The sequence below is a fragment of the Pseudoalteromonas sp. 2CM28B genome, assembly GCF_023161935.1.
The window spans coordinates 49,213-71,321 of record NZ_JALNTH010000007.1; the positions used below are offsets into that span (position 1 = coordinate 49,213).

The 22,109-nt window shown below is 41.5% G+C and carries 21 protein-coding genes and 1 riboswitch; of the genes, 14 read left to right on the plus strand and 7 right to left on the minus strand.

Translation table 11 applies throughout. The features are described from left to right. Positions 1 to 42: 42 nt before the first annotated feature. Positions 43 to 1,008 (plus strand): HrcA family transcriptional regulator, encoded by a 966-nt coding sequence (locus MTN96_RS11800; RefSeq protein ID WP_029774344.1) that lies wholly within the window; start codon positions 43 to 45, stop codon positions 1,006 to 1,008. Between the two features lie 58 nt (positions 1,009 to 1,066). Continuing rightward, a complete protein-coding gene (gene grpE / locus MTN96_RS11805) occupies positions 1,067 to 1,681 on the plus strand; it encodes a nucleotide exchange factor GrpE (protein ID WP_024033377.1) in 615 nt (204 codons plus the stop codon). Between the two features lie 28 nt (positions 1,682 to 1,709). Here the strand turns inward: grpE and MTN96_RS11810 are convergent, their stop codons facing one another. Continuing rightward, positions 1,710 to 2,909, minus strand: a complete 1,200-nt coding sequence (locus MTN96_RS11810) for a Bcr/CflA family multidrug efflux MFS transporter (protein ID WP_024033378.1) — start codon at positions 2,907 to 2,909, stop codon at positions 1,710 to 1,712. 194 nt (positions 2,910 to 3,103) lie between these two features. On the opposite strand from MTN96_RS11810, the gene MTN96_RS11815 reads away from it, so the two are divergent. Then, on the plus strand, positions 3,104 to 3,901 hold the full coding sequence (locus MTN96_RS11815) for a M48 family metallopeptidase (protein WP_004588099.1): 798 nt from the start codon (positions 3,104 to 3,106) through the stop codon (positions 3,899 to 3,901). A 72-nt stretch (positions 3,902 to 3,973) separates the two neighbouring features. Here the strand turns inward: MTN96_RS11815 and MTN96_RS11820 are convergent, their stop codons facing one another. From MTN96_RS11820 to MTN96_RS11830, 3 genes are all read right to left on the minus strand, one after another. Beyond that, complete coding sequence (locus tag MTN96_RS11820; protein WP_248531679.1) at positions 3,974 to 4,987, minus strand: alpha/beta fold hydrolase; 1,014 nt, start codon at positions 4,985 to 4,987, stop codon at positions 3,974 to 3,976. Between the two features lie 162 nt (positions 4,988 to 5,149). Next, positions 5,150 to 5,938 (minus strand): hypothetical protein, encoded by a 789-nt coding sequence (locus tag MTN96_RS11825; protein ID WP_055255029.1) that lies wholly within the window; start codon positions 5,936 to 5,938, stop codon positions 5,150 to 5,152. A gap of 134 nt (positions 5,939 to 6,072) precedes the next feature. Beyond that, on the minus strand, positions 6,073 to 7,386 hold the full coding sequence (locus MTN96_RS11830; protein WP_004588096.1) for a Na+/H+ antiporter NhaC family protein: 1,314 nt from the start codon (positions 7,384 to 7,386) through the stop codon (positions 6,073 to 6,075). Between the two features lie 339 nt (positions 7,387 to 7,725). Between MTN96_RS11830 and dapB the strand changes: the two genes are divergently transcribed. The 11 genes from dapB to MTN96_RS11885 all read left to right on the plus strand — a co-directional run bounded on the left by dapB (position 7,726) and on the right by MTN96_RS11885 (position 19,964). After that, positions 7,726 to 8,523 (plus strand): 4-hydroxy-tetrahydrodipicolinate reductase, encoded by a 798-nt coding sequence (gene dapB, locus MTN96_RS11835; protein WP_138685009.1) that lies wholly within the window; start codon positions 7,726 to 7,728, stop codon positions 8,521 to 8,523. Between the two features lie 364 nt (positions 8,524 to 8,887). Next, positions 8,888 to 10,024 (plus strand): glutamine-hydrolyzing carbamoyl-phosphate synthase small subunit, encoded by a 1,137-nt coding sequence (gene carA / locus MTN96_RS11840; protein ID WP_004588094.1) that lies wholly within the window; start codon positions 8,888 to 8,890, stop codon positions 10,022 to 10,024. 16 nt (positions 10,025 to 10,040) lie between these two features. Further along, entirely contained in the window at positions 10,041 to 13,259 is a 3,219-nt protein-coding gene (carB, locus tag MTN96_RS11845) for a carbamoyl-phosphate synthase large subunit (RefSeq protein ID WP_248531681.1), read from the plus strand. A 46-nt stretch (positions 13,260 to 13,305) separates the two neighbouring features. After that, positions 13,306 to 13,782: a transcription elongation factor GreA gene (gene greA / locus MTN96_RS11850; RefSeq protein ID WP_004588092.1), complete on the plus strand. Its 477-nt coding sequence runs from the start codon at positions 13,306 to 13,308 to the stop codon at positions 13,780 to 13,782. A gap of 353 nt (positions 13,783 to 14,135) precedes the next feature. Then, positions 14,136 to 15,194, plus strand: a complete 1,059-nt coding sequence (locus tag MTN96_RS11855) for a S66 peptidase family protein (protein ID WP_248531683.1) — start codon at positions 14,136 to 14,138, stop codon at positions 15,192 to 15,194. Positions 15,195 to 15,260: 66 nt separating this feature from the next. After that, a riboswitch (FMN riboswitch) is annotated at positions 15,261 to 15,442 on the plus strand. Between the two features lie 224 nt (positions 15,443 to 15,666). Further along, positions 15,667 to 16,320, plus strand: a complete 654-nt coding sequence (gene ribB / locus MTN96_RS11860; RefSeq protein WP_248531685.1) for a 3,4-dihydroxy-2-butanone-4-phosphate synthase — start codon at positions 15,667 to 15,669, stop codon at positions 16,318 to 16,320. Between the two features lie 189 nt (positions 16,321 to 16,509). Continuing rightward, entirely contained in the window at positions 16,510 to 17,001 is a 492-nt protein-coding gene (locus MTN96_RS11865) for a cupin domain-containing protein (protein ID WP_029774290.1), read from the plus strand. A gap of 8 nt (positions 17,002 to 17,009) precedes the next feature. Next, positions 17,010 to 17,282 (plus strand): hypothetical protein, encoded by a 273-nt coding sequence (locus MTN96_RS11870; RefSeq protein ID WP_248531687.1) that lies wholly within the window; start codon positions 17,010 to 17,012, stop codon positions 17,280 to 17,282. After that, on the plus strand, positions 17,228 to 18,142 hold the full coding sequence (locus MTN96_RS11875) for a major royal jelly family protein (protein ID WP_248531689.1): 915 nt from the start codon (positions 17,228 to 17,230) through the stop codon (positions 18,140 to 18,142). The genes MTN96_RS11870 and MTN96_RS11875 overlap by 55 nt, the downstream gene beginning before the upstream one ends. A gap of 341 nt (positions 18,143 to 18,483) precedes the next feature. Continuing rightward, positions 18,484 to 19,116: a glutaredoxin 2 gene (gene grxB / locus MTN96_RS11880; protein ID WP_248531691.1), complete on the plus strand. Its 633-nt coding sequence runs from the start codon at positions 18,484 to 18,486 to the stop codon at positions 19,114 to 19,116. A 263-nt stretch (positions 19,117 to 19,379) separates the two neighbouring features. Further along, entirely contained in the window at positions 19,380 to 19,964 is a 585-nt protein-coding gene (locus tag MTN96_RS11885; RefSeq protein ID WP_248531693.1) for a class I SAM-dependent methyltransferase, read from the plus strand. Positions 19,965 to 20,016: 52 nt separating this feature from the next. Here the strand turns inward: MTN96_RS11885 and MTN96_RS11890 are convergent, their stop codons facing one another. The 3 genes from MTN96_RS11890 to MTN96_RS11900 form a co-directional block, all read right to left on the minus strand. Next, entirely contained in the window at positions 20,017 to 20,670 is a 654-nt protein-coding gene (locus MTN96_RS11890) for a nitroreductase family protein (RefSeq protein ID WP_054983121.1), read from the minus strand. A 78-nt stretch (positions 20,671 to 20,748) separates the two neighbouring features. Next, positions 20,749 to 21,537, minus strand: coding sequence for a glycine betaine ABC transporter substrate-binding protein (locus MTN96_RS11895; protein ID WP_248531695.1), 789 nt, complete (start codon positions 21,535 to 21,537; stop codon positions 20,749 to 20,751). Further along, complete coding sequence (locus tag MTN96_RS11900) at positions 21,534 to 22,088, minus strand: thioredoxin family protein (RefSeq protein ID WP_248531697.1); 555 nt, start codon at positions 22,086 to 22,088, stop codon at positions 21,534 to 21,536. Before MTN96_RS11900 ends, MTN96_RS11895 begins: the two co-directional genes overlap by 4 nt. Positions 22,089 to 22,109 lie beyond the last annotated feature (21 nt).

Here is a 22,109-nt window from a genome sequence, read left to right on the forward strand (position 1 = left end):
CTTTAGGCTTGAATTTGTTTTAACTGCCCCGATATCTCTTTCATGCAACAAGATGTAGATAACATGAATATAAACCCGCGAGATCAACAAATTTTTTCAGCAGTGATGAGCCTTTATTGTAATGGTGAAGGGTTACCCGTTCCATCAACAAAAATAGCGAAGCAAAAAGGCATGGCGGTTTGTTCTGCCACGGTACGAAATGCTATGGCGCGACTTGAAAAAGTAGGCTTGTTATATTCCCCTCATACATCGGCAGGGCGTGTGCCTACAAACCAAGGGTTTGATTATTGGTTTGATGAGTTTTTTCCGTTAGCTGAAATAGCTAATTACTGGCAGCCAAAACAAGCACAACTTGTGGAGCTTGCACATGGATTAAGTAAAAAGTATCAAGTATGTTGTTGTGTAGGCTTACCACAAGCAAGCTCGCAACAAGTGTTTAGAGTAGAAGTACTTGAGTTTGATTCTAACGATTGGCTTGTACTGCTAATAGATAGAGCAGGGCAAAGCCACAATATTTGTATCAATAAACCTGATGATTCCTCAGATGCCGTGCGTTATCAATTTGCGACTTGGTTAAACACAGTATTTAGCCAACAAACCTTAATGGAAGGTTTGTACAGAATGCAAGCAATGGCAAACACTGCACCACGTAACTGCCATGACTCACTGACACAGTGGACGCGCCAGCTTAGTCAAAAGCTTGGATCAGATAACAGTATTGTAGTAGGCGAAAACTATTTATATAAAAAGGTCGATTGCGAACAAAGCTTAAATATTGGCGTTTCATTTTTAAATTTTGTCGAAGATAAACTCGCATTTAAAAACGGGGTATCAGTTTTAAACACTGAAAATTTACCGTTTACAGAGTGCAATGAGCTGATAGTAATTAGTGTGCCGTACTTTCAAAATCAAGAGTATCAAAGCCGTTTTTGCGTAATTTGCCCTAAATCGGCGCAAATTGAACAATTAATCCAAGAATTTAAATTATTAGAGCCATCTAACTCTTGAATCTTTTTATTCAATCCCCATAATTACCGCAGTTGTAAAGAATTGGAGCACGTATTTTATGTCTGAGCAGACACAAAACCCAGAGCAAGAAGTAGAACTAAACGAAGAAGTAGCTCAAATGGAAGCTGATGTTGAAGCAGCAGTAGAAGCCGCAGAGCAACACGAAGCAGACCAAGAGCAAAGCCCTGAAGCTGAAATTGCAATGCTATACGCAGAGCTTGAAGCCGCTAAGCAAACCATTGCGGATCAAAAAGACAGCGTTGTACGCGCCGCCGCAGATGTAGATAACATTCGTCGTCGTGCTGCACAAGATGTAGAAAAAGCACATAAATTTGCACTGGAAAAGTTTGCTAACGAATTACTTCCAGTAATCGATAACCTAGAGCGTGCTATTGAGTTTTCTGATAAAGAAAACGAAACCCTAAAGCCATTGCTTGAAGGTATTGATATGACAGTTAAAAGCTTTAACGATGCGGTTGCAAAGTTTGGCGTTGAAATTGTTAACCCACAAGGTGAGCAATTCAATCCAGAATTCCACCAAGCAATGTCTATCCAACCAAGTAACGATGTTTCACCAAACACGGTACTTGCAGTAATGCAAAAAGGATACACATTAAATGGTCGTTTATTACGCCCTGCAATGGTTATGGTATCTAAAGCAGCAGACGCTTAATTAGTCGCTGTTTATAAAAAATGCCTCATTATGAGGCATTTTTTTTGTCTATTTTATAGTGGATTAACTGCACCAGCATAGTTAATAGCACGGCGCTAAACATTAAGCTTGAAAACGGCACAGCACTTTTTGCATGCACCACCGCAAGCAATGGGCCAACGAGCGCGCCACTGCCAAAGCGCAGCGTTCCAATAACAGCGGTGGCGGTACCGGTGTTTTTTTCAAACTTCATTAATATTAATGAATCAGCATTACTCGCCGTTACCCCTAGGCTCATCATTAAAGGCGCAATGGCCGCTACAATGTAATATAAAGAAAGCTGCAACAAGCTAAACGTAAGCAGTGCCAGCCCAGAGGCAAAGCCACATACAAGCCCTATGTACAGCATTTTTCGAGAGCCAATTCTTGGTACAATTCGGGTATTTAAAAAGTTACCACACATAAGTGCCATGACATTAAATGCGAATAAAATACCAAATAATTGCTCAGATACATTATATAAATCTAGGTATACAAAAGGCACTGAGGTTAAAAAGCAAAAAAAGCCAAACGAGACAAACATAGAGCTCAATATGTCTGCACGTGCATCTTTATTACTAAGTACCGTTTTATAGCTGTCGAAAAACAAGGCTAGGCCTTTTTTCTCATTTTTATGAATGGGGATATCAATTAAATACACTTGTACAAACGCTAAAATTAAAAAGCTATAGGCAGCAAGAACCAAAAATATGGTTGACCATACCGAGAACCCTAAAATAAACGACCCCACAGAGGGGGCAACTAAGGGCGCTACCATCATAATCATAGATACATACGACATGCCTTTAGCGGTGTTTTTTTGATAAATATGCCTAATTACGCCAGGCACAACCACCGTAGCTGCCGCGCCGGTGAATGCTTGCACGGCTCTAAGTACCCAAAAGGTGTGTATTTCGGTGGTAAAAGCCAGCGCAAATGAGCTTGCACCAAATAAGGTTAAGCCAATACGGGCTAGTTTTCGTCGACCGAGTTGATCGGCAATAGGGCCAAAAAATAACATGCCTAGCGAGTAGCCAGCCAAATAAATACTTAGCGAAATTTGTACATTTGGCATAGTGGTTTGTAAATCGTTCGCAATAACCAACATGGCCGGTAAGTACATGTCTATAGCCAGTGGCGTAATAGCAACAATACTGGCTAACAAAGGTAACAAAATTCGGGTATTAAAAGACGAGGCCGAGGCGTCCATGTAGTCACTCAACATTCACTAAAAACAAGGCTTATAGTGTAACAGGGCTATGCAAGGGTATAAACTTAGTTTGTCTGGCAAGGTCATTTATTTATTAAAAATAAAAAGCGGCGTAATAAAGAGCAAAGATTCTAAACTGGCACCGTGTTTGCTATTCTACAACTAATAAAAATTAAAGACTTGAAGGAAACACCATGAAAAAACTAGCCCTTGCCTTACTCGCAACTGCAGTTTTAGCCGGCTGTAAAACATCGCCTACGGGGCGTACTCAAATTGCGCTTTATTCAGATCAACAAATGAGTGAAATGGGCACCGCGAGTTTTGCTCAAATGAAGGAATCACAGCCAATCAATAAAGATGCAAAAACCAATGCGTATGTAAATTGTATTGCTGAAAAGGTCGTGGCTGTTTTACCAAAAGAATACGCCTCACAAAATTGGGAAGTCGTGGTATTTGAAGATGAGTCGGCAAATGCCTTTGCATTACCTGGTGGCTACATAGGTGTTCATACGGGGTTATTAAAAATAGCCACCAATCAAGATCAGCTTGCAACCGTGCTAGGGCACGAAGTGGGCCACGTTATAGCAGAGCACTCAAATGAGCGTGTATCGCAAAGCTCAATTTTAGATACCGGTATGCAATTAGGCAGCGCAGCGCTTGAAATGGGCAACGTACAATACCGCAACGAAATTATGCAAGGTTTAGGCTTAGGGGCGCAGTACGGCGTAGTTTTACCATTTAGCCGTTCACACGAATCAGAGGCCGATACCATTGGCTTAGATTTAATGGCGCAGGCTGGCTTTAACCCACAAGAGTCGGTCACGCTTTGGCAAAATATGAGCGCAGCAGGCAGTGGTAGCACACCTGAGTTTTTATCTACTCACCCTGCACCAAGCAATCGAATTAATAATTTACAAGCACAAATGAGCGAAGCTCTTAGCGAGCAAAGTACGGCTAAATCGCAGGGTAAAAACCCGCAATGTACGCTGTAAATTAGTTTTTATATAAAAAGCCCCTGTAAGCGGTTTACTTACAGGGGCTTTATTTTATTAAGTATCAAGCTATTACTCACTTAGTGCTTGTTTAAACACTGCCTTAAATCGCTCAAAATCTTCTACTTGCGGTAAATGACCTAAATTATCAAGTTCAAACAGTTGCGCATCAGGAATAAGCGCAGCAGCGTGTTTTCCTAATTTGTCGTAACGTCCCAGCTGATAATCTATCCCGTCTTTTTTCCAGTTTCGGCCAGGGCCTGTTCTGTCACGCGTACCAATAATTAATTTAACGGGCACGGTTAAGTCTTTAAATTCAGTGATCACCGGTTGGGTAAAAATCATATCGTAGGTTTTAGCGTTAACCCAAGCAATTTGCTCTTTATCTGGGCCTTGTATTTGCCCTGTAATAAAGTCGGTTAATGCTGAATACTTAGCATTCCATTGACCATCGTAATAGTTTCTTTGCTGGTACTTTTTAACACCTTCGGGCGTTTTGTTAAGCTCATTTTTATAAAAAAAGTTGGTGTCTTTGTATTTTACATAGTGTAAGTAGTTTTCAAGCCCTATTGGATTAAGCAAAATCAGTTTAGTGATTGTATCTGGGTACATTAATGCAAAACGGCTCGCTAGCATTCCCCCCATAGAGTGGCCAACAACAATCGACTTTTCAAGATTTAGCGAGTCCATTAATGCATGTGTATGATGCGCAAGCGCCGCAAATGAATATTGATAGTTAGTGGGCTTTGAAGATTTACCAAAACCAATTTGATCGGGTATCAGCACCCCAAATCCAATCGACTGTAAGTAACGGGCTGTGGGGCTCCAGTAGTCGGCATTAAAGTTCTTACCGTGCATTAGCGTCACTGTTGGCATATTTTTTTGCGTGGGTTTTAAATAAATATACGCCATTTTTAGCGATTGCTTTTGTGATGCAATATCAAAATAATTTACTTTAAAATCATACTGGTAATTTGTTAAAAGTGCATCGTAAGAGAGGGTTTTAGAGGGTTCTGTACTACTGGAAAATGCATTATTAGTAAAGGCTAATAATGCAGACAAACAAATAACTTTAATCGCTGGCATTTCCTTACTCCTATTAAAGGCAAGCACACGGCTTTAATTAAAGTAAGACAATAACTAAGTATTAAAGGCTGTTCAATTAAATAGTTTTCATGGCAAAAAAAAGAGCACTGTTTAAGTGCTCCGTTTAAAAGTAATGTTGACTCTGTTTTACACTGTATGGACTTAAAAAGTCCACTCAACGTGTATTTGTGGAACCGATTCAGTGACCTCAGTGCCTAGCTTATTATGCCAGTATTGCAGTTCCATACCCAGTAATAGGGTGTTTTCTTTCATTTCTAACGCGTGGCCCATATCCCATACTAAAATAGGCTGTGCAAGTATCCACGCTTCTACGTCGTTACCAAACTCATCTTCGCGCTCTGCAATGTATTCAGCGTGTCCTTTAAAGCTAAATTTTTGCGAGCCTAGGGTAAACGGGTATTCAAAGGCTACATCAAACATCCAGCTGTTAGTTTCAATAGGGGCACCGCCTTTGGCTACGCCTTCACTGTCATCAATATAGGCAGTGACAAGTGTTTGAAAAAAGTTGAACCCAGGTACATCCCAGCTTAATTTAACACCCGGTAGGTATTTCATCATTTTGGCATCGCCGGCAACGTTAATTCCGCCAGTAAGGCCTACATCTAATAATGCACCAGCGCCAATTTTCTCACCGCTAATAGCCGATAAGCTTAGCGTTGAATACCATTCGCCGTAAAAGTCGCTATCTTGGTAGCCGTCGGTTGTATCGTCTTTGCTGTAATCAATAAAGAAAAAGTTATCACCGTAATCATAGCCCGATGCATGTTGCAGCGAGTAAACAGTAGTGTCTGATTCTTGCTTGGTAAATGGGTTTTTTTGGTCGCCATTATTAACATGTAATGCGGTACTGCTCCAATTAGCAGCAAGGGCAGAAGATGATAAAGCGATTGACGTAAGGGTAACGAGGGGAAGTATTTTTTTAAATTTCATAATCTGTATTTAACTATAATTTTAGTGACACGCGAAAGCGCGCATTATAGCACAAGGTATTGATTTGTAGATTATTATTTTAACATATGTTGCAGCTTATTTATTAAGCTGCAACATAAGGTTTTGCACGAAATTTAGGCTTTATTGCGGCGCAAACAAATAACGGCAATGGCAGTAAAGGCTAAAATAAAGCAGTAGTAAGATGACGTTGACACTTCCCACGGGCTAATTTTAAACGTAGCACCTAACAGTAATGCTTGAGCACCATAGGGCAGTGAGCCTTGCGTAACACAAGCAAAAATATCGAGTAAACTTGCAGAGCGTTTACCACTTATTTCGCCATCATCAGCAAGTTTTTTAGCAATAGGGCCTGCAACAATAATTGATACCGTGTTATTGGCTATACACACGTTGCTGGTTAATACCAATGCAGCTATACCAAGCTGATCAGCTACTTTGCGGTGCCACTTGGCAATCACTTTTGTAATGGCTTGAATTTTTTGTGCCAGAAAATCAAGGCCGCCGTTAATACGAATAAATTCAGATAAGCCACCAATAAACATAGAAAGTAAAAATATTTCCTGCATATCGGTAAAACCTTTGTAAATATCTTTTACAAAACTTGCGCCTTCGTAGCTGCCGGTAAAGCCCATTAGCGCAGCAAATACAATACCGCTAAATAGCACCACAAACACGTTCATACCGGCTACAGCCAATACTAAAATAAAGGCATAAGGCAGCACTAATAACAAATCAAAATCTTTTGTTTCTACTGCTTGTGGAGCAGGTGTTAAATAAAGCAGCAAAGCAATGGTTAATACGGCAGCAGGAACCGCTATTTTTAAGTTTTCTTTAAACTTGTCTTTCATTTCACAGCCTTGCGTACGCGTTGCCGCAATGGTTGTGTCTGAAATAATAGAAAGGTTATCACCAAACATTGCGCCCGATACTATAGTACCGGCCATTAGTGCAGGGTCGATGCCTGTTTTAACGGATACCGCATAGGCAATTGGCCCTATAGCACCAATGGTACCCATTGATGTACCCATTGCAGTAGAGACAACCGCAGCAATTAAAAATAGCCCAGGTAATAACAGCGACGGGGGAATAAGTGACAAGCCAGCGTTTACAACCGCATCCACACCACCGGTGGCACTTGCTACTGCCGAAAATGCACCAGCAAGTAAATAAATTAAACACATGGTAATAATATTGTTGTGTCCTGCGCCTTTAATAAAGGTTTCAACACATTGGTTTACAGTGCCTTTGTTTAAAATAAAGGCAAGCATAATAGCGGGTAGTATAGCAACCGGTGCTGGGAGCTGGTAAAAAGCGTAATCAACCCCTTGCGATTGTAAATATAAACCTGAGCCTAAAAAAAGGGCAACAAAGGTAAGAAGGGGAAGCAAAGATAGAATTGCTTTGTTTTTATTAAATGTTGGCTGCATTGTATTCCTCATAACCAGTTAATATAACCACAGCCAAAACTCCTCTTTTAGCTGAATTTAGTAGATCACTCTTTAATAAAAAAGTTGATGACCACAGCGCCCGCAAGCCAAAGACCAAATCGACGCGAAGGAGAAGTTTAAATGTATAGATGGCTAAAGTAAACTGGTATTGTTATTATTATTTAATTAAGGGCTTACCTGACTATTGCACGACTTTTAGATAATATCTACCGGTGTGCGATTATATGCGGCTAATAATTGCTCAAAGCAAGTTTAGGGCGGCAAATTAGTCAGGGTACGCAACAACAGATCCAACTAAATCAGATTAAGGCAATAACAATGAATCGAATAGGTGTTTTTGGTGCTAACGGCAGAATGGGCTTAGCCCTATTAGAAGCCGCGACAATTAAAGAGCAAACACAACTTGGTGGTGCGTATGTTCGCAGCAGCTCATCGTTATTGGGTATTAATGTAAATCAAGTAAACAGTGCAGCCGACAAAGCCATTAGCTTTAGCGACGAGAGCAAGGTTGCTGATGTTGATGTACTTATCGACTTTACGTTACCAGCAGGTATGCGCAATCACTTAAAAACAGCGCTCGATAAAAAACTGCCTATGGTTATAGGCACCACAGGTTTAACTAGCGAAGACATGGCATTATTAGAAAATGCTGCTAAACATATTCCTATTGTGTTTGCGCGTAACTACAGCGTTGGCGTTAATGTGCTACTTAACCTAGTGCAAACAGCGGCCACTAAATTTGGTGACGACCTAGATATAGAAGTTTTTGAAGCGCATCATCGTCATAAAATAGATGCGCCATCGGGCACAGCATTAGCCATTGGTGAATCTATTGCACAGGCTAAAGGGTGGGATCACGATGAAGTAGCGGTATACGACCGCAGCCAAGTAGAAACCGCAAAATCACAAAATGAAATTGGCTATTCAGTACTAAGAGGCGGGGACATAGTAGGTGAACACACCGCCTATTTCGCAACTATGGGCGAAAGGCTTGAATTAACCCACAAAGCAAGTTCGCGAATGACCTTTGCATTAGGAGCTATAAGGGCTGCGCAGTGGTTACAAAATAAACCAGCAGGACTTTATGATATGCAAGATGTGCTAGATCTGAAGTAGTTTAGTTACTTTTTTAGCTGTTTGGGTCTATTTTTGCCTAAAGCGACTTATTTGTAGTATTTATCTAAATAACGTTAGACCTAAATAGCATCTTCATGTAGAATGCAGCCAATTTGCCAAAAATTACTAAATGCGTGTTTCCAATTATACCCAAGTGGCTAGTAAAACCAGGGGTTTCAGTGGGAATGAAAAGAGTTTTAGGCAAGAAAAATGATTGAAGGTTTAGCGTTTTATATCGGCATCATTTAAGACTGCGTAAAACAATTTAAGCTCACAAAAAAATCTGGTTTTGACGATCCCTCTGGGTATTGGCGGGGTGTTAAGCATTTGCTTACTCCCGTTTTTTACTGTTAGGAGGTTTAACTTGACTAAATCCGCTCTGTTAGTCCTAGAAGACGGCACAGTGTTTCGCGGTACTGCAATCGGCGCTGACGGCATGTCAGTCGGTGAAGTAGTATTCAATACGTCTATGACTGGTTATCAAGAAATTTTGACTGATCCATCATACGCGGAACAAATCGTAACTTTGACGTACCCACATATCGGCAATACGGGTACCAACAGCGAAGACGAAGAAGCGAATCAAATTTGGGCTAAAGGCCTAGTGATCCGTGATTTGCCACTGCTAGCAAGTAACTTTCGTAACGAGCAATCGTTAGATGATTACTTAAAACAACGTAATATTTTAGGTATTGCGGACATCGACACCAGAAAGCTTACCCGTATTTTGCGCGACAAAGGCGCACAAAACGGCTGTATTATTGCCGGTGACGAGTTAGACGAAAACAAAGCGTTACAAGCCGCGCAAACCTTCCCAGGTTTAAAAGGTATGGATTTAGCAAAAGTTGTCTCAACCAAGGAAAATTTTGAGTGGCGCGAATCAAGCTGGACATTAGGCCAAGGATTTAAAACCCTTAGCAGCGATGATGAAAAGTTTCATGTAGTAGCCTACGACTTCGGTGTTAAACGTAATATTTTACGTATGCTAGTTGATCGCGGTTGTAAATTAACCGTTGTACCAGCGCAAACCTCAGCCGCCGATGTACTTGCTTTAAACCCAGATGGTATCTTCCTATCTAATGGTCCTGGCGATCCAGAGCCATGTACTTACGCTATTGATGCAATTAAAACCTTTTTAGAAACCGACACACCAATTTTTGGTATTTGTTTAGGGCATCAATTATTAGCACTGGCCTCAGGTGCTAAAACAGTAAAAATGAAATTTGGCCACCACGGTGGTAACCACCCAGTAAAAGACTTAGACCGCGATGTAGTTATGATCACCGCACAAAACCACGGTTTTGCTGCCGATGAAGACACACTACCAAGTAACTTACGTGCCACGCACAAATCGTTATTTGATGGAACACTACAAGGTATTCATCGTACTGATAAGCCAGCGTTTAGCTTCCAAGGTCACCCAGAAGCAAGCCCAGGCCCGCACGATGCAGCCCCATTATTTGACCACTTCATCGACCTGATGCAAGCGCGTAATAACTAATTTAACTGGAGTAATAATGCCAAAACGTACCGATTTAAAAAGCATTCTTATCTTAGGCGCAGGCCCAATTGTAATTGGTCAAGCTTGTGAATTTGATTACTCTGGTGCTCAAGCGTGTAAAGCACTTAGAGAAGAAGGCTTTAGAGTTATATTAGTTAACTCAAACCCAGCAACTATCATGACTGACCCAGAAATGGCCGATGCAACGTACATCGAACCTATTCATTGGGAAGTGGTAGAAAAAATTATTGAAAAAGAAAAGCCAGATGCAGTACTACCAACAATGGGTGGTCAAACGGCATTAAACTGTGCACTTGATTTAGATAAGCACGGTGTACTGGCTAAACACGGCGTTGAGCTAATTGGCGCAACCGCCGATGCAATCGACAAAGCAGAGAACCGTGAACGCTTTGACGTAGCCATGAAAAACATTGGCCTTGAATGCCCACGTGCTGAAATTGCTCACTCTATGGATGAAGCACACGATACGCTAACACGTATTGGTTTTCCGTGTATTATTCGTCCTTCTTTCACTATGGGTGGCACCGGTGGCGGTGTGGCTTACAACATGGAAGAATTTAACGAAATCTGTGAGCGCGGCCTAGATTTATCACCAACAAGTGAGTTGTTGATTGATGAATCACTGATTGGCTGGAAAGAATATGAAATGGAAGTTGTTCGTGATAAAAAAGACAACTGTATCATTGTATGTTCTATCGAAAACTTTGATCCAATGGGTGTACACACTGGTGATTCAATCACCGTTGCACCAGCACAAACGCTAACCGACAAAGAATATCAATTAATGCGTAATGCCTCTATGGCGGTACTGCGTGAAATTGGTGTTGAAACCGGTGGTTCAAACGTACAGTTTGGTGTAAACCCTGATGATGGCCGCATGGTTATCATTGAGATGAACCCTCGTGTATCTCGCTCATCAGCATTGGCATCTAAAGCAACGGGTTTCCCTATTGCTAAAATTGCCGCTAAGTTAGCAATTGGTTACACGTTAGATGAACTTCAAAACGACATTACGGGTGGCAAAACACCAGCGTCATTTGAGCCATCAATCGACTACGTAGTAACAAAAATTCCTCGCTTTAACTTTGAAAAATTTGCCGGCTCGAACGACCGCTTAACAACGCAAATGAAATCAGTGGGCGAAGTAATGGCGATTGGTCGTAACCAGCAAGAATCGTTACACAAAGCATTACGCGGTCTTGAAGTAGGCGCAACGGGCTTTAACCCAATTGTAGCACTTGATGACCCGAAAGCGCGCGAAAAAATCATCCGTGAACTACGCGAGCCAGGCGCTGAGCGTATTTGGTACATTGCCGATGCAATGCGCCACGGTATGAGCGTAGAAGAGGTATTTGAACTTACCAAAGTTGATCCTTGGTACTTAGTACAAATAGAAGACATTTTAAAAGACGAAGCTAAAATTGCTGAAGGTGGCATGGCCGGCTTAAATGCCGAGTTTTTACGTAAACTTAAGCGTAAAGGCTTCGCCGACCCACGTATTGCTGAAATTGCTGGTGTATCTGAAGCCGAAATTCGCAAAAAGCGTCATCAGTTAAACATTGTACCTGTGTACAAGCGTGTTGATACCTGTGCTGCTGAATTTAGCTCAGACACAGCTTACATGTACTCAACGTACGATGAAGAGTGTGAAGCGAACCCGTCAGACAAAGACAAAATCATGGTTATTGGTGGCGGTCCTAACCGTATCGGCCAAGGCATTGAGTTTGACTACTGTTGTGTGCACGCAGCCCTTGCGCTACGCGAAGACGGCTATGAGACCATCATGGTTAACTGTAACCCTGAAACGGTTTCTACCGATTACGATACCTCTGACCGTCTATTCTTTGAACCAATTACACTTGAAGACGTACTAGAAATCGTACGTGTTGAAAAACCAAAAGGTGTGATTGTACAGTACGGTGGCCAAACACCACTTAAACTAGCACGTGAACTTGAAGCGAATGGTGTGCCAGTAATTGGTACTTCACCAGATGCGATTGACCGCGCAGAAGACCGTGAGCGTTTCCAACAGTTAGTAGAGCGTCTTGATTTACTACAACCAGAAAACGCAACAGTTACATCAACTGAAGAAGCATTACTTAAATCAGGTGAAATTGGCTTCCCACTGGTTGTGCGTCCATCGTACGTACTGGGTGGCCGTGCAATGGAAATTGTTTACGATGAGCAAGACTTACGTCGTTACATGACCGAAGCGGTACAAGCTTCAAATGAAGCGCCAGTACTACTTGATCACTTCTTAGATAATGCAATCGAAGTGGACGTTGATGCAATTTGTGACGGCGAGCAAGTAATTATTGGCGGCATAATGGAGCACATTGAGCAAGCGGGCGTCCACTCGGGTGACTCAGCGTGTTCATTACCTGCACACTCTTTATCACAAGAAGTGCAAGATGTTATGCGCAAACAAGTAACCGATATGGCACTTGAGCTTGGCGTAGTGGGCTTAATGAATACACAATTTGCTGTAAAAAATGGCAAAGTGTACTTAATTGAAGTGAATCCACGTGCGGCGCGTACTGTACCGTTTGTATCTAAAGCGACCGGTATTGCACTTGCAAAAGTAGCCGCGCGTTGTATGGCGGGTCAGTCTTTAGCAAGCCAAGGCATTACTAAAGAAGTAATTCCACCGTATTACAGCGTTAAAGAAGTTGTTTTACCGTTTGCTAAGTTCCAAGGTGTGGATCCTATCCGTGGCCCAGAGATGCGTTCTACAGGTGAAGTGATGGGTGTTGGCGATACTTTCGCCGAAGCGTTCGCAAAAGCACAATTAGGTGCAAGCAACACTTTACCACGCGGTGGTCGCGCGTTACTATCTGTACGTAACAGCGATAAGTCTCGTGTTGTAGAACTTGCTAAAACCATGACAGACCTTGGTTTTGAAATTGATGCAACAGGTGGCACAGCAGAGGCTTTAAAAGAGGCCGGTATTGAAGTACGCCGTGTAAACAAAGTATATGAAGGCCGCCCGCATATTCTTGATAACATCAAGAATAAAGAGTACAGCTATATCGTAAATACCACCGAAGGTCGCCAAGCGATCGAAGATTCGAAGGTGTTGCGTCGTGGTGCATTGCAAAACAAAACCAACTACACGACAACCTTGAACGCGGCATTTGCTAACTGTACTGCTAACCAAGCGGACGACCGTAGTAAAGTGACGTCAGTTCAAGAGCTACACCAGCGATTGAACTAAGGAAATGTACCAAGGCCACTAGGCCTTGGTGTTAAGTGAGAAAAGTATGCAATCAATTCCGATGACAGTTCGTGGCGCAGAGTTACTGCGCGAAGAGCTTAACGAATTAAAAACAGTTACCCGTCCTAAAATCGTAAATGATATTGCGATTGCACGTGAACATGGTGACTTAAAAGAAAACGCTGAATACCACGCAGCGCGTGAGCAACAGGGTTTTTGTGAAGGCCGTATTCAAGAAATTGAAGCTAAGCTTTCAAATGTGCAAATTATTGACGTAACTAAAATGCCTAATACAGGTAAAGTTATTTTTGGTACTACTGTCACGATTGTAAATGTAGAAACAGATGCCGAAGTAACCTACCGTATTGTGGGTGATGACGAAGCAGATATTAAAAATAACTTAATTTCTGTTAACTCACCGATTGCGCGCGGTTTAATTGGTAAACAAACAGATGATGCTGTGACCATTAAAACGCCTAAAGGCGACGTTGAGTACGAAATCATTGACGTTGAGTATCTTTAATATTTAGCTCACAGTAATTTACAAGCAAAAACCGATGCAATTGCATCGGTTTTTTTATGCCTAAAAACTAGCTAATGCCAACTTATCCTCATAAACCCCATATATAACACCACCCCTCAAAATAGACAGCTGAGTTAAACGGATTGGCATAAGTGGATTGCTAAAAAAGCGCGTGCCATTACCCGTTAAAAAATTTATAAATAAAATGGTGACTGCATAAGTGCTAAACACACTCTACGCTTATTCATATTGCATAAAGAGTGTGCGTGTTGATATAGGTACATTCATATAGGTAATGTGTAAATGCATAACGGCTTTTACACAGTGGAATCACTTTATTAAAAGGAACATTCATGGCTAATATACTTTATCCAGCGCCTTTAAAAGTAGGCTCTAAAATTGCTATTTGCTCGCTTTCGTCGGGCTTAAAAGAAAAATACCATGCACGATTAGATAGAGTGATAGACGGTTTAAAACACCGTGGCTACGAGGTAGTAGAAGGGGAGTTTTTACGCCAAAATAAACCCCGTGATGAATTAGATGCAAAAGCGCATGCCAAGCAATTAATGGGCTTTTTGCTAGACGATGAGGTTGCCGCCATTATGCCGCCAATGGGCGGAGAGCTGGCAATGGAAATTTTGCCACTACTGGATTTTAACGCCATAAAAGAGGTCAAGCCTAAATGGCTGGTGGGTTTTTCTGATGTAAGCACAATTGCCTGTGCACTTACGGCTAAGTGCCAATGGGCAACACTTCATAGTGCCAACCTAATGCAGCTCCACCCAGATGAAACAAACCCCTACAGCTTACAAATTTTTGAAACCATTACCTACGAGTCGGGAAGTAAATTTGAGCAAGGTCCCTCTGCTTATTATCAAAAAAATAAACCTAATTACGCACAAAACCCCGATGAGCTGCTAGCGCCAAGCGAGCCTACCCAGTGGCAGTGCCTAAATTACACCGATGAGCGCACAATAGAGATGTCTGGGCGCTTATTTGGCGGCTGCCTTGATACGGTAGGATTATTGCTGGATTCGCCATTTTTAGCATTGCACGACTTTAAAAAACACAGTGCGAACGAAGGGCTAATTTTATACCTAGAAAATTCAGAGCTTACGCCTACCACCGTGGCACGATTTTTACTGTCGCTCAAACTTGCCGGTGTATTTGATGATATTAACGGCCTTATTTTAGGGCGCAGCGAAATAACACAAAGTCATCACGATGCATTTGATTACCGCCATGCGCTAGAGGTGGCATTGGGTGGGTGTTTATTCCCGGTAATAATAGATGCTGATATTGGCCATGTGCAGCCAAATTTAAACTTAGTTAATGGCGCAAAATGCTCACTCACGGCCGATATTAACCAAGGTAAAGTACTCAATGCCTCACTAAATACTGAACTTATTTAACGTTTATTTTGAATAACATATAAATACACGCGTATAATGCGCAGGCCGTGAACAGATAAGTTCACGGTACATTCTCAGGGCGGGGTGAAATTCCCCACCGGCGGTATGTTTTACTCATTAGCTTTTGAATAAAACGAGCCCGCGAGCGCTTTATTTAATAATCGTTTTTTAATGTATTAAATAAAGGTCAAGCAGATCTGGTGAGATGCCAGAGCCGACGGTTATAGTCCGGATGAAAGAGAATATAGCTTGTAGCGTATGCAAACACGTGGCCTGTGGCTGCGTGTTTAATACCAATTCGCAATAATACTTAATCATTTTGAGCGACACGTTTTTCCAATCTCAAAATAAATCACTTAATTAAGCGGATTGGTATAAGCTGTTTAGTGGCAAAAAGTGCGCAATTTAGTTTGTGTGTTTTGCCATGCCTTTCAGTGTCCTGAATCTATTTATTTTTATGTGGAATATAATAATGATTCAGTCTTTACTTAGCCAATTTGGCGAAAGCCACACCCGCGTAGAAAACGCCATCGCTGCTTTGCAGCAAGGCCAAGGCGTACTTGTTGTTGATGACGAGAACCGCGAAAACGAAGGTGATTTTGTTTTTTCTGCCGAGCATTTAACCACCCAACAAATGGCGGAAATGATCCGCGAAGGCAGCGGAATTGTGTGCCTGTGTATGGGCGATGAGCGTATTAAGCAGCTCGAGCTACCGCAAATGGTAACTCACAACACCAGCCAAAATAATACAGCCTACACAGTCACAATAGAGGCTAAACACGGTGTTACAACCGGCGTATCGGCCGCCGATCGAGTAACAACGATTAAAGCCGCCACAGCCAATAACGCCAAACCCAGTGATTTATCGCGCCCAGGCCATGTATTTGGCTTAAAAGCACAAACAGGTGGGGTTTTAGTTCGCCGCGGCCACACCGAGGCATCTGTTGATTTAATGCAGCTGGCTGGTTTAAAACCGTTTGGGGTTATTTGTGAACTCACTAATCCTGATGGCACCATGGCGCGTTTACCACAGGTAAGTGATTATGCTAATAAACACAGCATGACAGTGGTAACGATTGAAGACTTAGTACAGTACATACAAATGCAAGAATTAAAGGTCAGTTAAGGTTTTTTAAGCATTACCTAAGTAAAACCCAGCTTTATTGCTGGGTTTATATTTTGTAATAAGTAATTAATTACTCGTTTTTATTTGATAATGTTTCTTGCCTAGGCGGCTTTTTCAAAAATCCTCAGCCTGTAAACTTTACCTAAATAGTCAGTGCAGCCGCACACAGTTTATTATTTAGGTGAAACTATGAAAATTAACACGCTTTTATTAGCAACTGCTTTAACAAGCAGTGGCGTATGGGCAGCGCAAAGTAAACTTGAACAGCAAATAACGCCTGCACCCCAAATGGGCATAATGGATAGTTATAATCAGCACATTACCAACGCCCCTTTTTTACTTAATCTCGACAGCCAACCCAAAGAGCAAATGGGGCCATATTTAACACGCCAATATTTTCATGGTACGCAATCTACGTTTGTAAAATGGGTGGCTAAAAAAGGTGGCAAAGTGCCGCTTCATAAACACCCTAATGAACAAGTAACGTGGATCATGTCAGGCGAGGCTAAAGTGTTTTCTGGCGGTAAACAATACCTTATGAAAGCGGGTGACATGATGGTGATTCCGGCCAATGTACCGCACGAATTTCACTTTACCCAAGATACGGTAGATATTGATTTTTTTGCCCCAGCTCGACAAGACTGGATAGACGGCACAGCTAATTACATTAAGCAAAAGTAGGGCAAATTATGTTTTTAAATAAATCTAAATTAGGGCTAAGCGCTATAGCCTTGCTAATAAGTGCCTCAGCTTTTGCAAATGACACGGTACCCGCTGAGGTTTACGCACAAACCGACGGTGCTGTGGGCGGTATTACGTATACACAAAACAAGCGCTTTATTTTTAGTTATCACCCTTTTTATAACCCAAAAGTAAAAGTGGGGGAGCTCTTAAAAGTGGTGATGTGGTGCCATTTCCTAATGCGCAAATGCAAACTCCTTATAAAAGTGATGGCAGCTTAAAAAATCCCGCTAACTATTTAAATTGGGTATTAGGGGTAAGGGCTGATGACAGAGGTAATGTATGGATACTCGACTCAGGCCAGGCGCAGCCGCGTATTACGCCAAAGCTGATAGCATGGGATGCGCTAAACAATAAGCTTAATAAAATTATTTATTTACCTAGCCCTATATCGGTTGCTCAATCTCAACTTAATGATTTAGCTATATCGAGCAAATACAATACATTGGTGATCGCTGATGAAGGTATTGCAGATGGCGGAAATGGCAAGCAAGCCGTCCTTATTATCGTTAATACTAAAACAGGTAAGAGCCGGCGAGTATTGCAAGGTCACGAAAGTGCATTACCCGATTACACAATGCCAATAATGATTGATGAAGGGACTGATAACCAAAAGCAACTTAATGCCTTTATTGGTGCCGATGGCATTGTGCTTGATAACGCGCAGCAATGGCTTTACTTTGCTCCGCTTAATAAAAAGTATGTTTACCGTATAAAAATGGCCGACATTGCTAACGAGCAATTAACCGATAAACAACTAGGCGAACGTGTAGAGCAATACGCACAAAAACCAGTAAACGGTGGTTTAAGTATTGATGCTGATGATAATTTATATTTAACCATAGTGGGTGAGCGTACTGTGGGCGTTATTGACGCCAAAACACGTACGTACCGTGATTACACGTACGATAAAAACATGATTTGGCCAGATGGTGTAAGCATTGGACCTGAGGGTTACATGTACACCGGCGCTGCGCAATTGCCGCTTTCGGCACAACTTAATAACGGCAATGCTCAAAATAAAGCACCCTATTACATATTTAGATTTAAACCTTTAGCTGAGGGCGTAATAGGGCGCTAACTATAATGTGTAAATTAAGCACGCCTTTATGGCGTGTTTTTTTATGTTATTTACTACTTATACCAATCCGCATTAACGCTTAATCATTTTCAGGGGCTAAACGTGTCGCTATCTGCGTTAAAAAATTCTCATTTAGAACGACTAAATAGCGAATTTTTTGCCTTGCTATCAACACGTTTATCCATCCTCAAAATAGATCACTTAATTATGCGGACTGGTATTAAAGCGTGATTATCAATTTTTACAAGATAAAGTTTCAACCTAAATGCGGTTTTTCTGCGCTGACTATTTGGGTATCTTACGGGCATAGGTACTTAACCCGCTTTAGGCTTTAATTAATTATGAAACTATACAGTTACTCTCATTGTCCTTTTTGTGCGCGTGTTAAATATGTAGCAGGTAAATTAGGCATTAAGCTTGATGACGTTGTACTTGATTACGACGACACTGAAACACTAACAAAACTAATTGGTAAAAAAATGGTACCTATTCTTGAAATGGATGACGGCACTGTTATGAGTGAAAGTAACGAAATTATTAGCCTGTTTATTGAACTTGCTGGTTCTAGCGAATCAAACAAGCCAACGCAAGGGGCTATTGAGTGGCAAGGTGGCTCGTTTGCGCCTTTATTGCAAATTGGTTTGCCGCGCTGGCCATTACTTGATTTAAAAGAGTTTAAAACAGAATCTAGCCGCATAGCGTGGGAAGATAACAAGCAATCGACAGAGCTTAACTTTGTAAACCTAATAGCATCAACTCCTGAGATCGTTTTACAAGTAAATGAATTTTTAATTGGCACCGAAAAACAGCTCAATATTAATAATGGTAAAACGTCATTAAGCTTGCTTGATAGCGCTATTTATTTTTCTATATTACGCGGTTTATATTGCGAGCCAACCATTACCTGGCCAGAGCAATTAAACCAATGGATGAACTATCAAGCATTAGAATCTCATGTGCCGTTATTAAGATAACGAATACTGAAAAAGTTTTAACAGCCAGTACGACTCCCTTCGTATTGCCTTCTTTTGGCCGGTGACCTCGTCACTGGCTTTTTTTATTTAGCGCTGAAAATCCCCCCTTTTAATCCAGCACTTAGCAGTGTGCGTGAGCATGGCTGAGTAGTATATTAATAACATTAAAAATTAGTTACCTATTTACACTACATATTATTAGTGGAATTATTAATCAGGCTTATTCAACGCTATGAATACGCAAAATAATACCAGGAGCTATTATGTGGGATGAAAGGTATAACACTCAGCAATACGCTTATGGCAAGCAGCCAAACGATTTTTTAGCCGAGCACTATAAGCAATTACCTAAAGGCAATGTTATTAGCTTAGCCGAAGGTGAGGGACGAAATGCGGTATTTTTAGCAAAAATGGGTTACAGCGTTACCGCGGTTGATGGCTCAAAAGTAGGGCTTGCAAAAGCGGCAAAGCTTGCCAAAGAGCACAACGTAAACATTGAGCTTGTACACGCCGATTTAGCGAAGTTTGATTTTGGAAAAGAAAAATGGGATGCAGTAGTGTCTATTTATTGCCCTTTACCAAGTGCCGTGCGTTCAGCGGTATATAAGCGCGCTGTTAAAGATTTAAAGCCAGGTGGGGTGTTTTTACTTGAGGCTTATACGCCTGAGCAAGTAAATTATAATACCGGAGGCGGCCCAAGTGTCGATACTAAAACCTCAAAAAGCGATTTACAAGATGACTTAGCCGAGCTTAGCTTTGTGCATTTAGAAGAATTAAAGCGAGAAGTGTTTGAAGGCACATACCACACGGGTTTAGCGTCGGTACTGCAAGCTATTGCTAAAAAATAAAATGAATATAAAAGCTTAGCACTCATTAGCGCTAAGCTTTTTTAATAGGTTTTTATAAAACCTGTATAACTTGCTCTTTTGCTAAGCGAGATTTAGGTAACTTAGCGTTATAATCTTCAGTGTCATCGTGGTAGCCAAGTACCAACGCTACATCACAAATATAGCCATCGAGCTCTTGTTCAAACACTTCACCAATAAGCTGTGCATCTACACCTTCCATAGGTGTTGAATCAACGCCTAAGCGTGCTGCGGCGTGCATTGTGTTGCCCAGGGCAATGTAAGTTTGCGCTTTGGTCCACATTGCATTGTTGCCTTGCTCATCGGTATTCATATCAACAAAAGCAAACGCGCCAAACGCTTGTTCACGGTTTTCACTTTGAGTACGGCCATTTTTAATGTCTGCATCAATGACTTGTGCGTAGTCATCACGTTTATATTTAGGGTTGTAAGCAAATAAAATAACGTGCGATGCAGTTTTAATATGCGGCTGATTAAATTGAAATTTATTAGCAAACGTAGAGTGCATACGCTCTTTAGCTTCGTCTGACTCAATAACAATAAATTTCCACGGCTGCGAGTTAATAGATGAAGGAGAAAGACGCATAGCTTCGTAAATTACATCTAGATCATCTTGAGGAATACGCTTGGTTGTGTAGCGTTTAGTTGTATAACGTTTTTCTAAATCATTAATAATTGGATGGGTCATGGTTATCTCCGTTAAGTGGCTATTTTAGCCAAGTAGTGTCTATATTGAGCCTTTTTAAAAAAAACAAAGCACAAATTACTATTTAATTGGATTGTTATTAAGCCAATTACGCGTTACGTCATCGAGGGGTTGTAAGTTTTTGCATACTTTATAGTCAAGCTCGGCAATGATCTCATTTGAAAAGCGTAATTTATCAAGGGTGTTTAACTGTGCTTGGTTAAACAGCGCTTGTTTATCTTCTCTTAGGAGTAAAACAGCTCTATCAACAACGCCTAGTAACCCTTGTGGTTCTTTAAGCTCACGTATTGTGTGCTTGTTATGCAAAAATTGTGGCTTCCATAACGGCACTACGCACCAGGTTTGGGTGGCGACGGCGTTTTCAAACGCGCTAAAGCAGTCATGCTCTGTGCCGGTTAAAAACTCATACCCTGCGCTCGTCAGCCCATATTCTTTCATCATATTAATAGAAAAACGGGTAATACCAGCACCGGCCTTAATGCCCTGAATTGTTTTTTGCATTTTTGAAAGCACATCTGGCTTTAGCAAATCACTAATTTCGTTTACTGCACTTTGCGGTACGTAATCTGGTACGCCCCAGTGTGCATATGGCTCATAATGTAAGCCAAGCTCAACGAGTGGCATAACTTGTTCAACATCGGCTTTATAAATACCGTGGCTTGAAGGCAGCCATGCTGAGGCGAGTAAATCTACTTCACCAGATTTAAGGTTTTTAAAGTTATCTTGATGCGGCGCATAAATACGCTCAACGTTAAAGCCCATATCAGTTAAAACATGGCTCACTAAAGAGGCCGTAACATGGTGAAACGATAAATCGGTTACGCCCAATTTTAAATGTACTGTACTCATAATGAATTACTCCATTTTATAGAGCAGCCCATGCTGGGTGTTTGCTGCTCAGGACCTTTGCCTGTGGCCGCAATTTGGCGCATGGCATTAACTAACTCAGGAGTGCGATGTGCATCGTCATTCATTTTTGCATCGTCTAAGCGGCCACGGTATTGCAGTGCCCCATGTTTATTGAAACCAAAAGAATCAGGCGTGCAAACCGCGCCATACTGTTTGCCTACGCGTTGGTTTTCATCAACAAGGTAGGGAAACAAAAAGCCGTGCTGCTTAGCAAATTTTTCCATATTAGCTGGGGAGTCAGCAGGGACGCTTTTATAGTCGTTCGACATAATAGCTAACACATTTATACCTTCGTTTATTAATAACGCGGTATCTTCGCTTAAGCGCCTTGCAATACGTTGCACATTAGGGCAATGGTTACAAATAAACATGATTAACAAGGCATTTTCGCCTAGGTTGTCGGCTAAGGTAAAAGGCTCGCCTTGCGGGGTTTTTAACGTAAAGTTGGGTGCTTGCCAGCCAAAGTCACAAATAGGGGTATCGAGTAACATAACTTAACTCCTAAAAAGCCA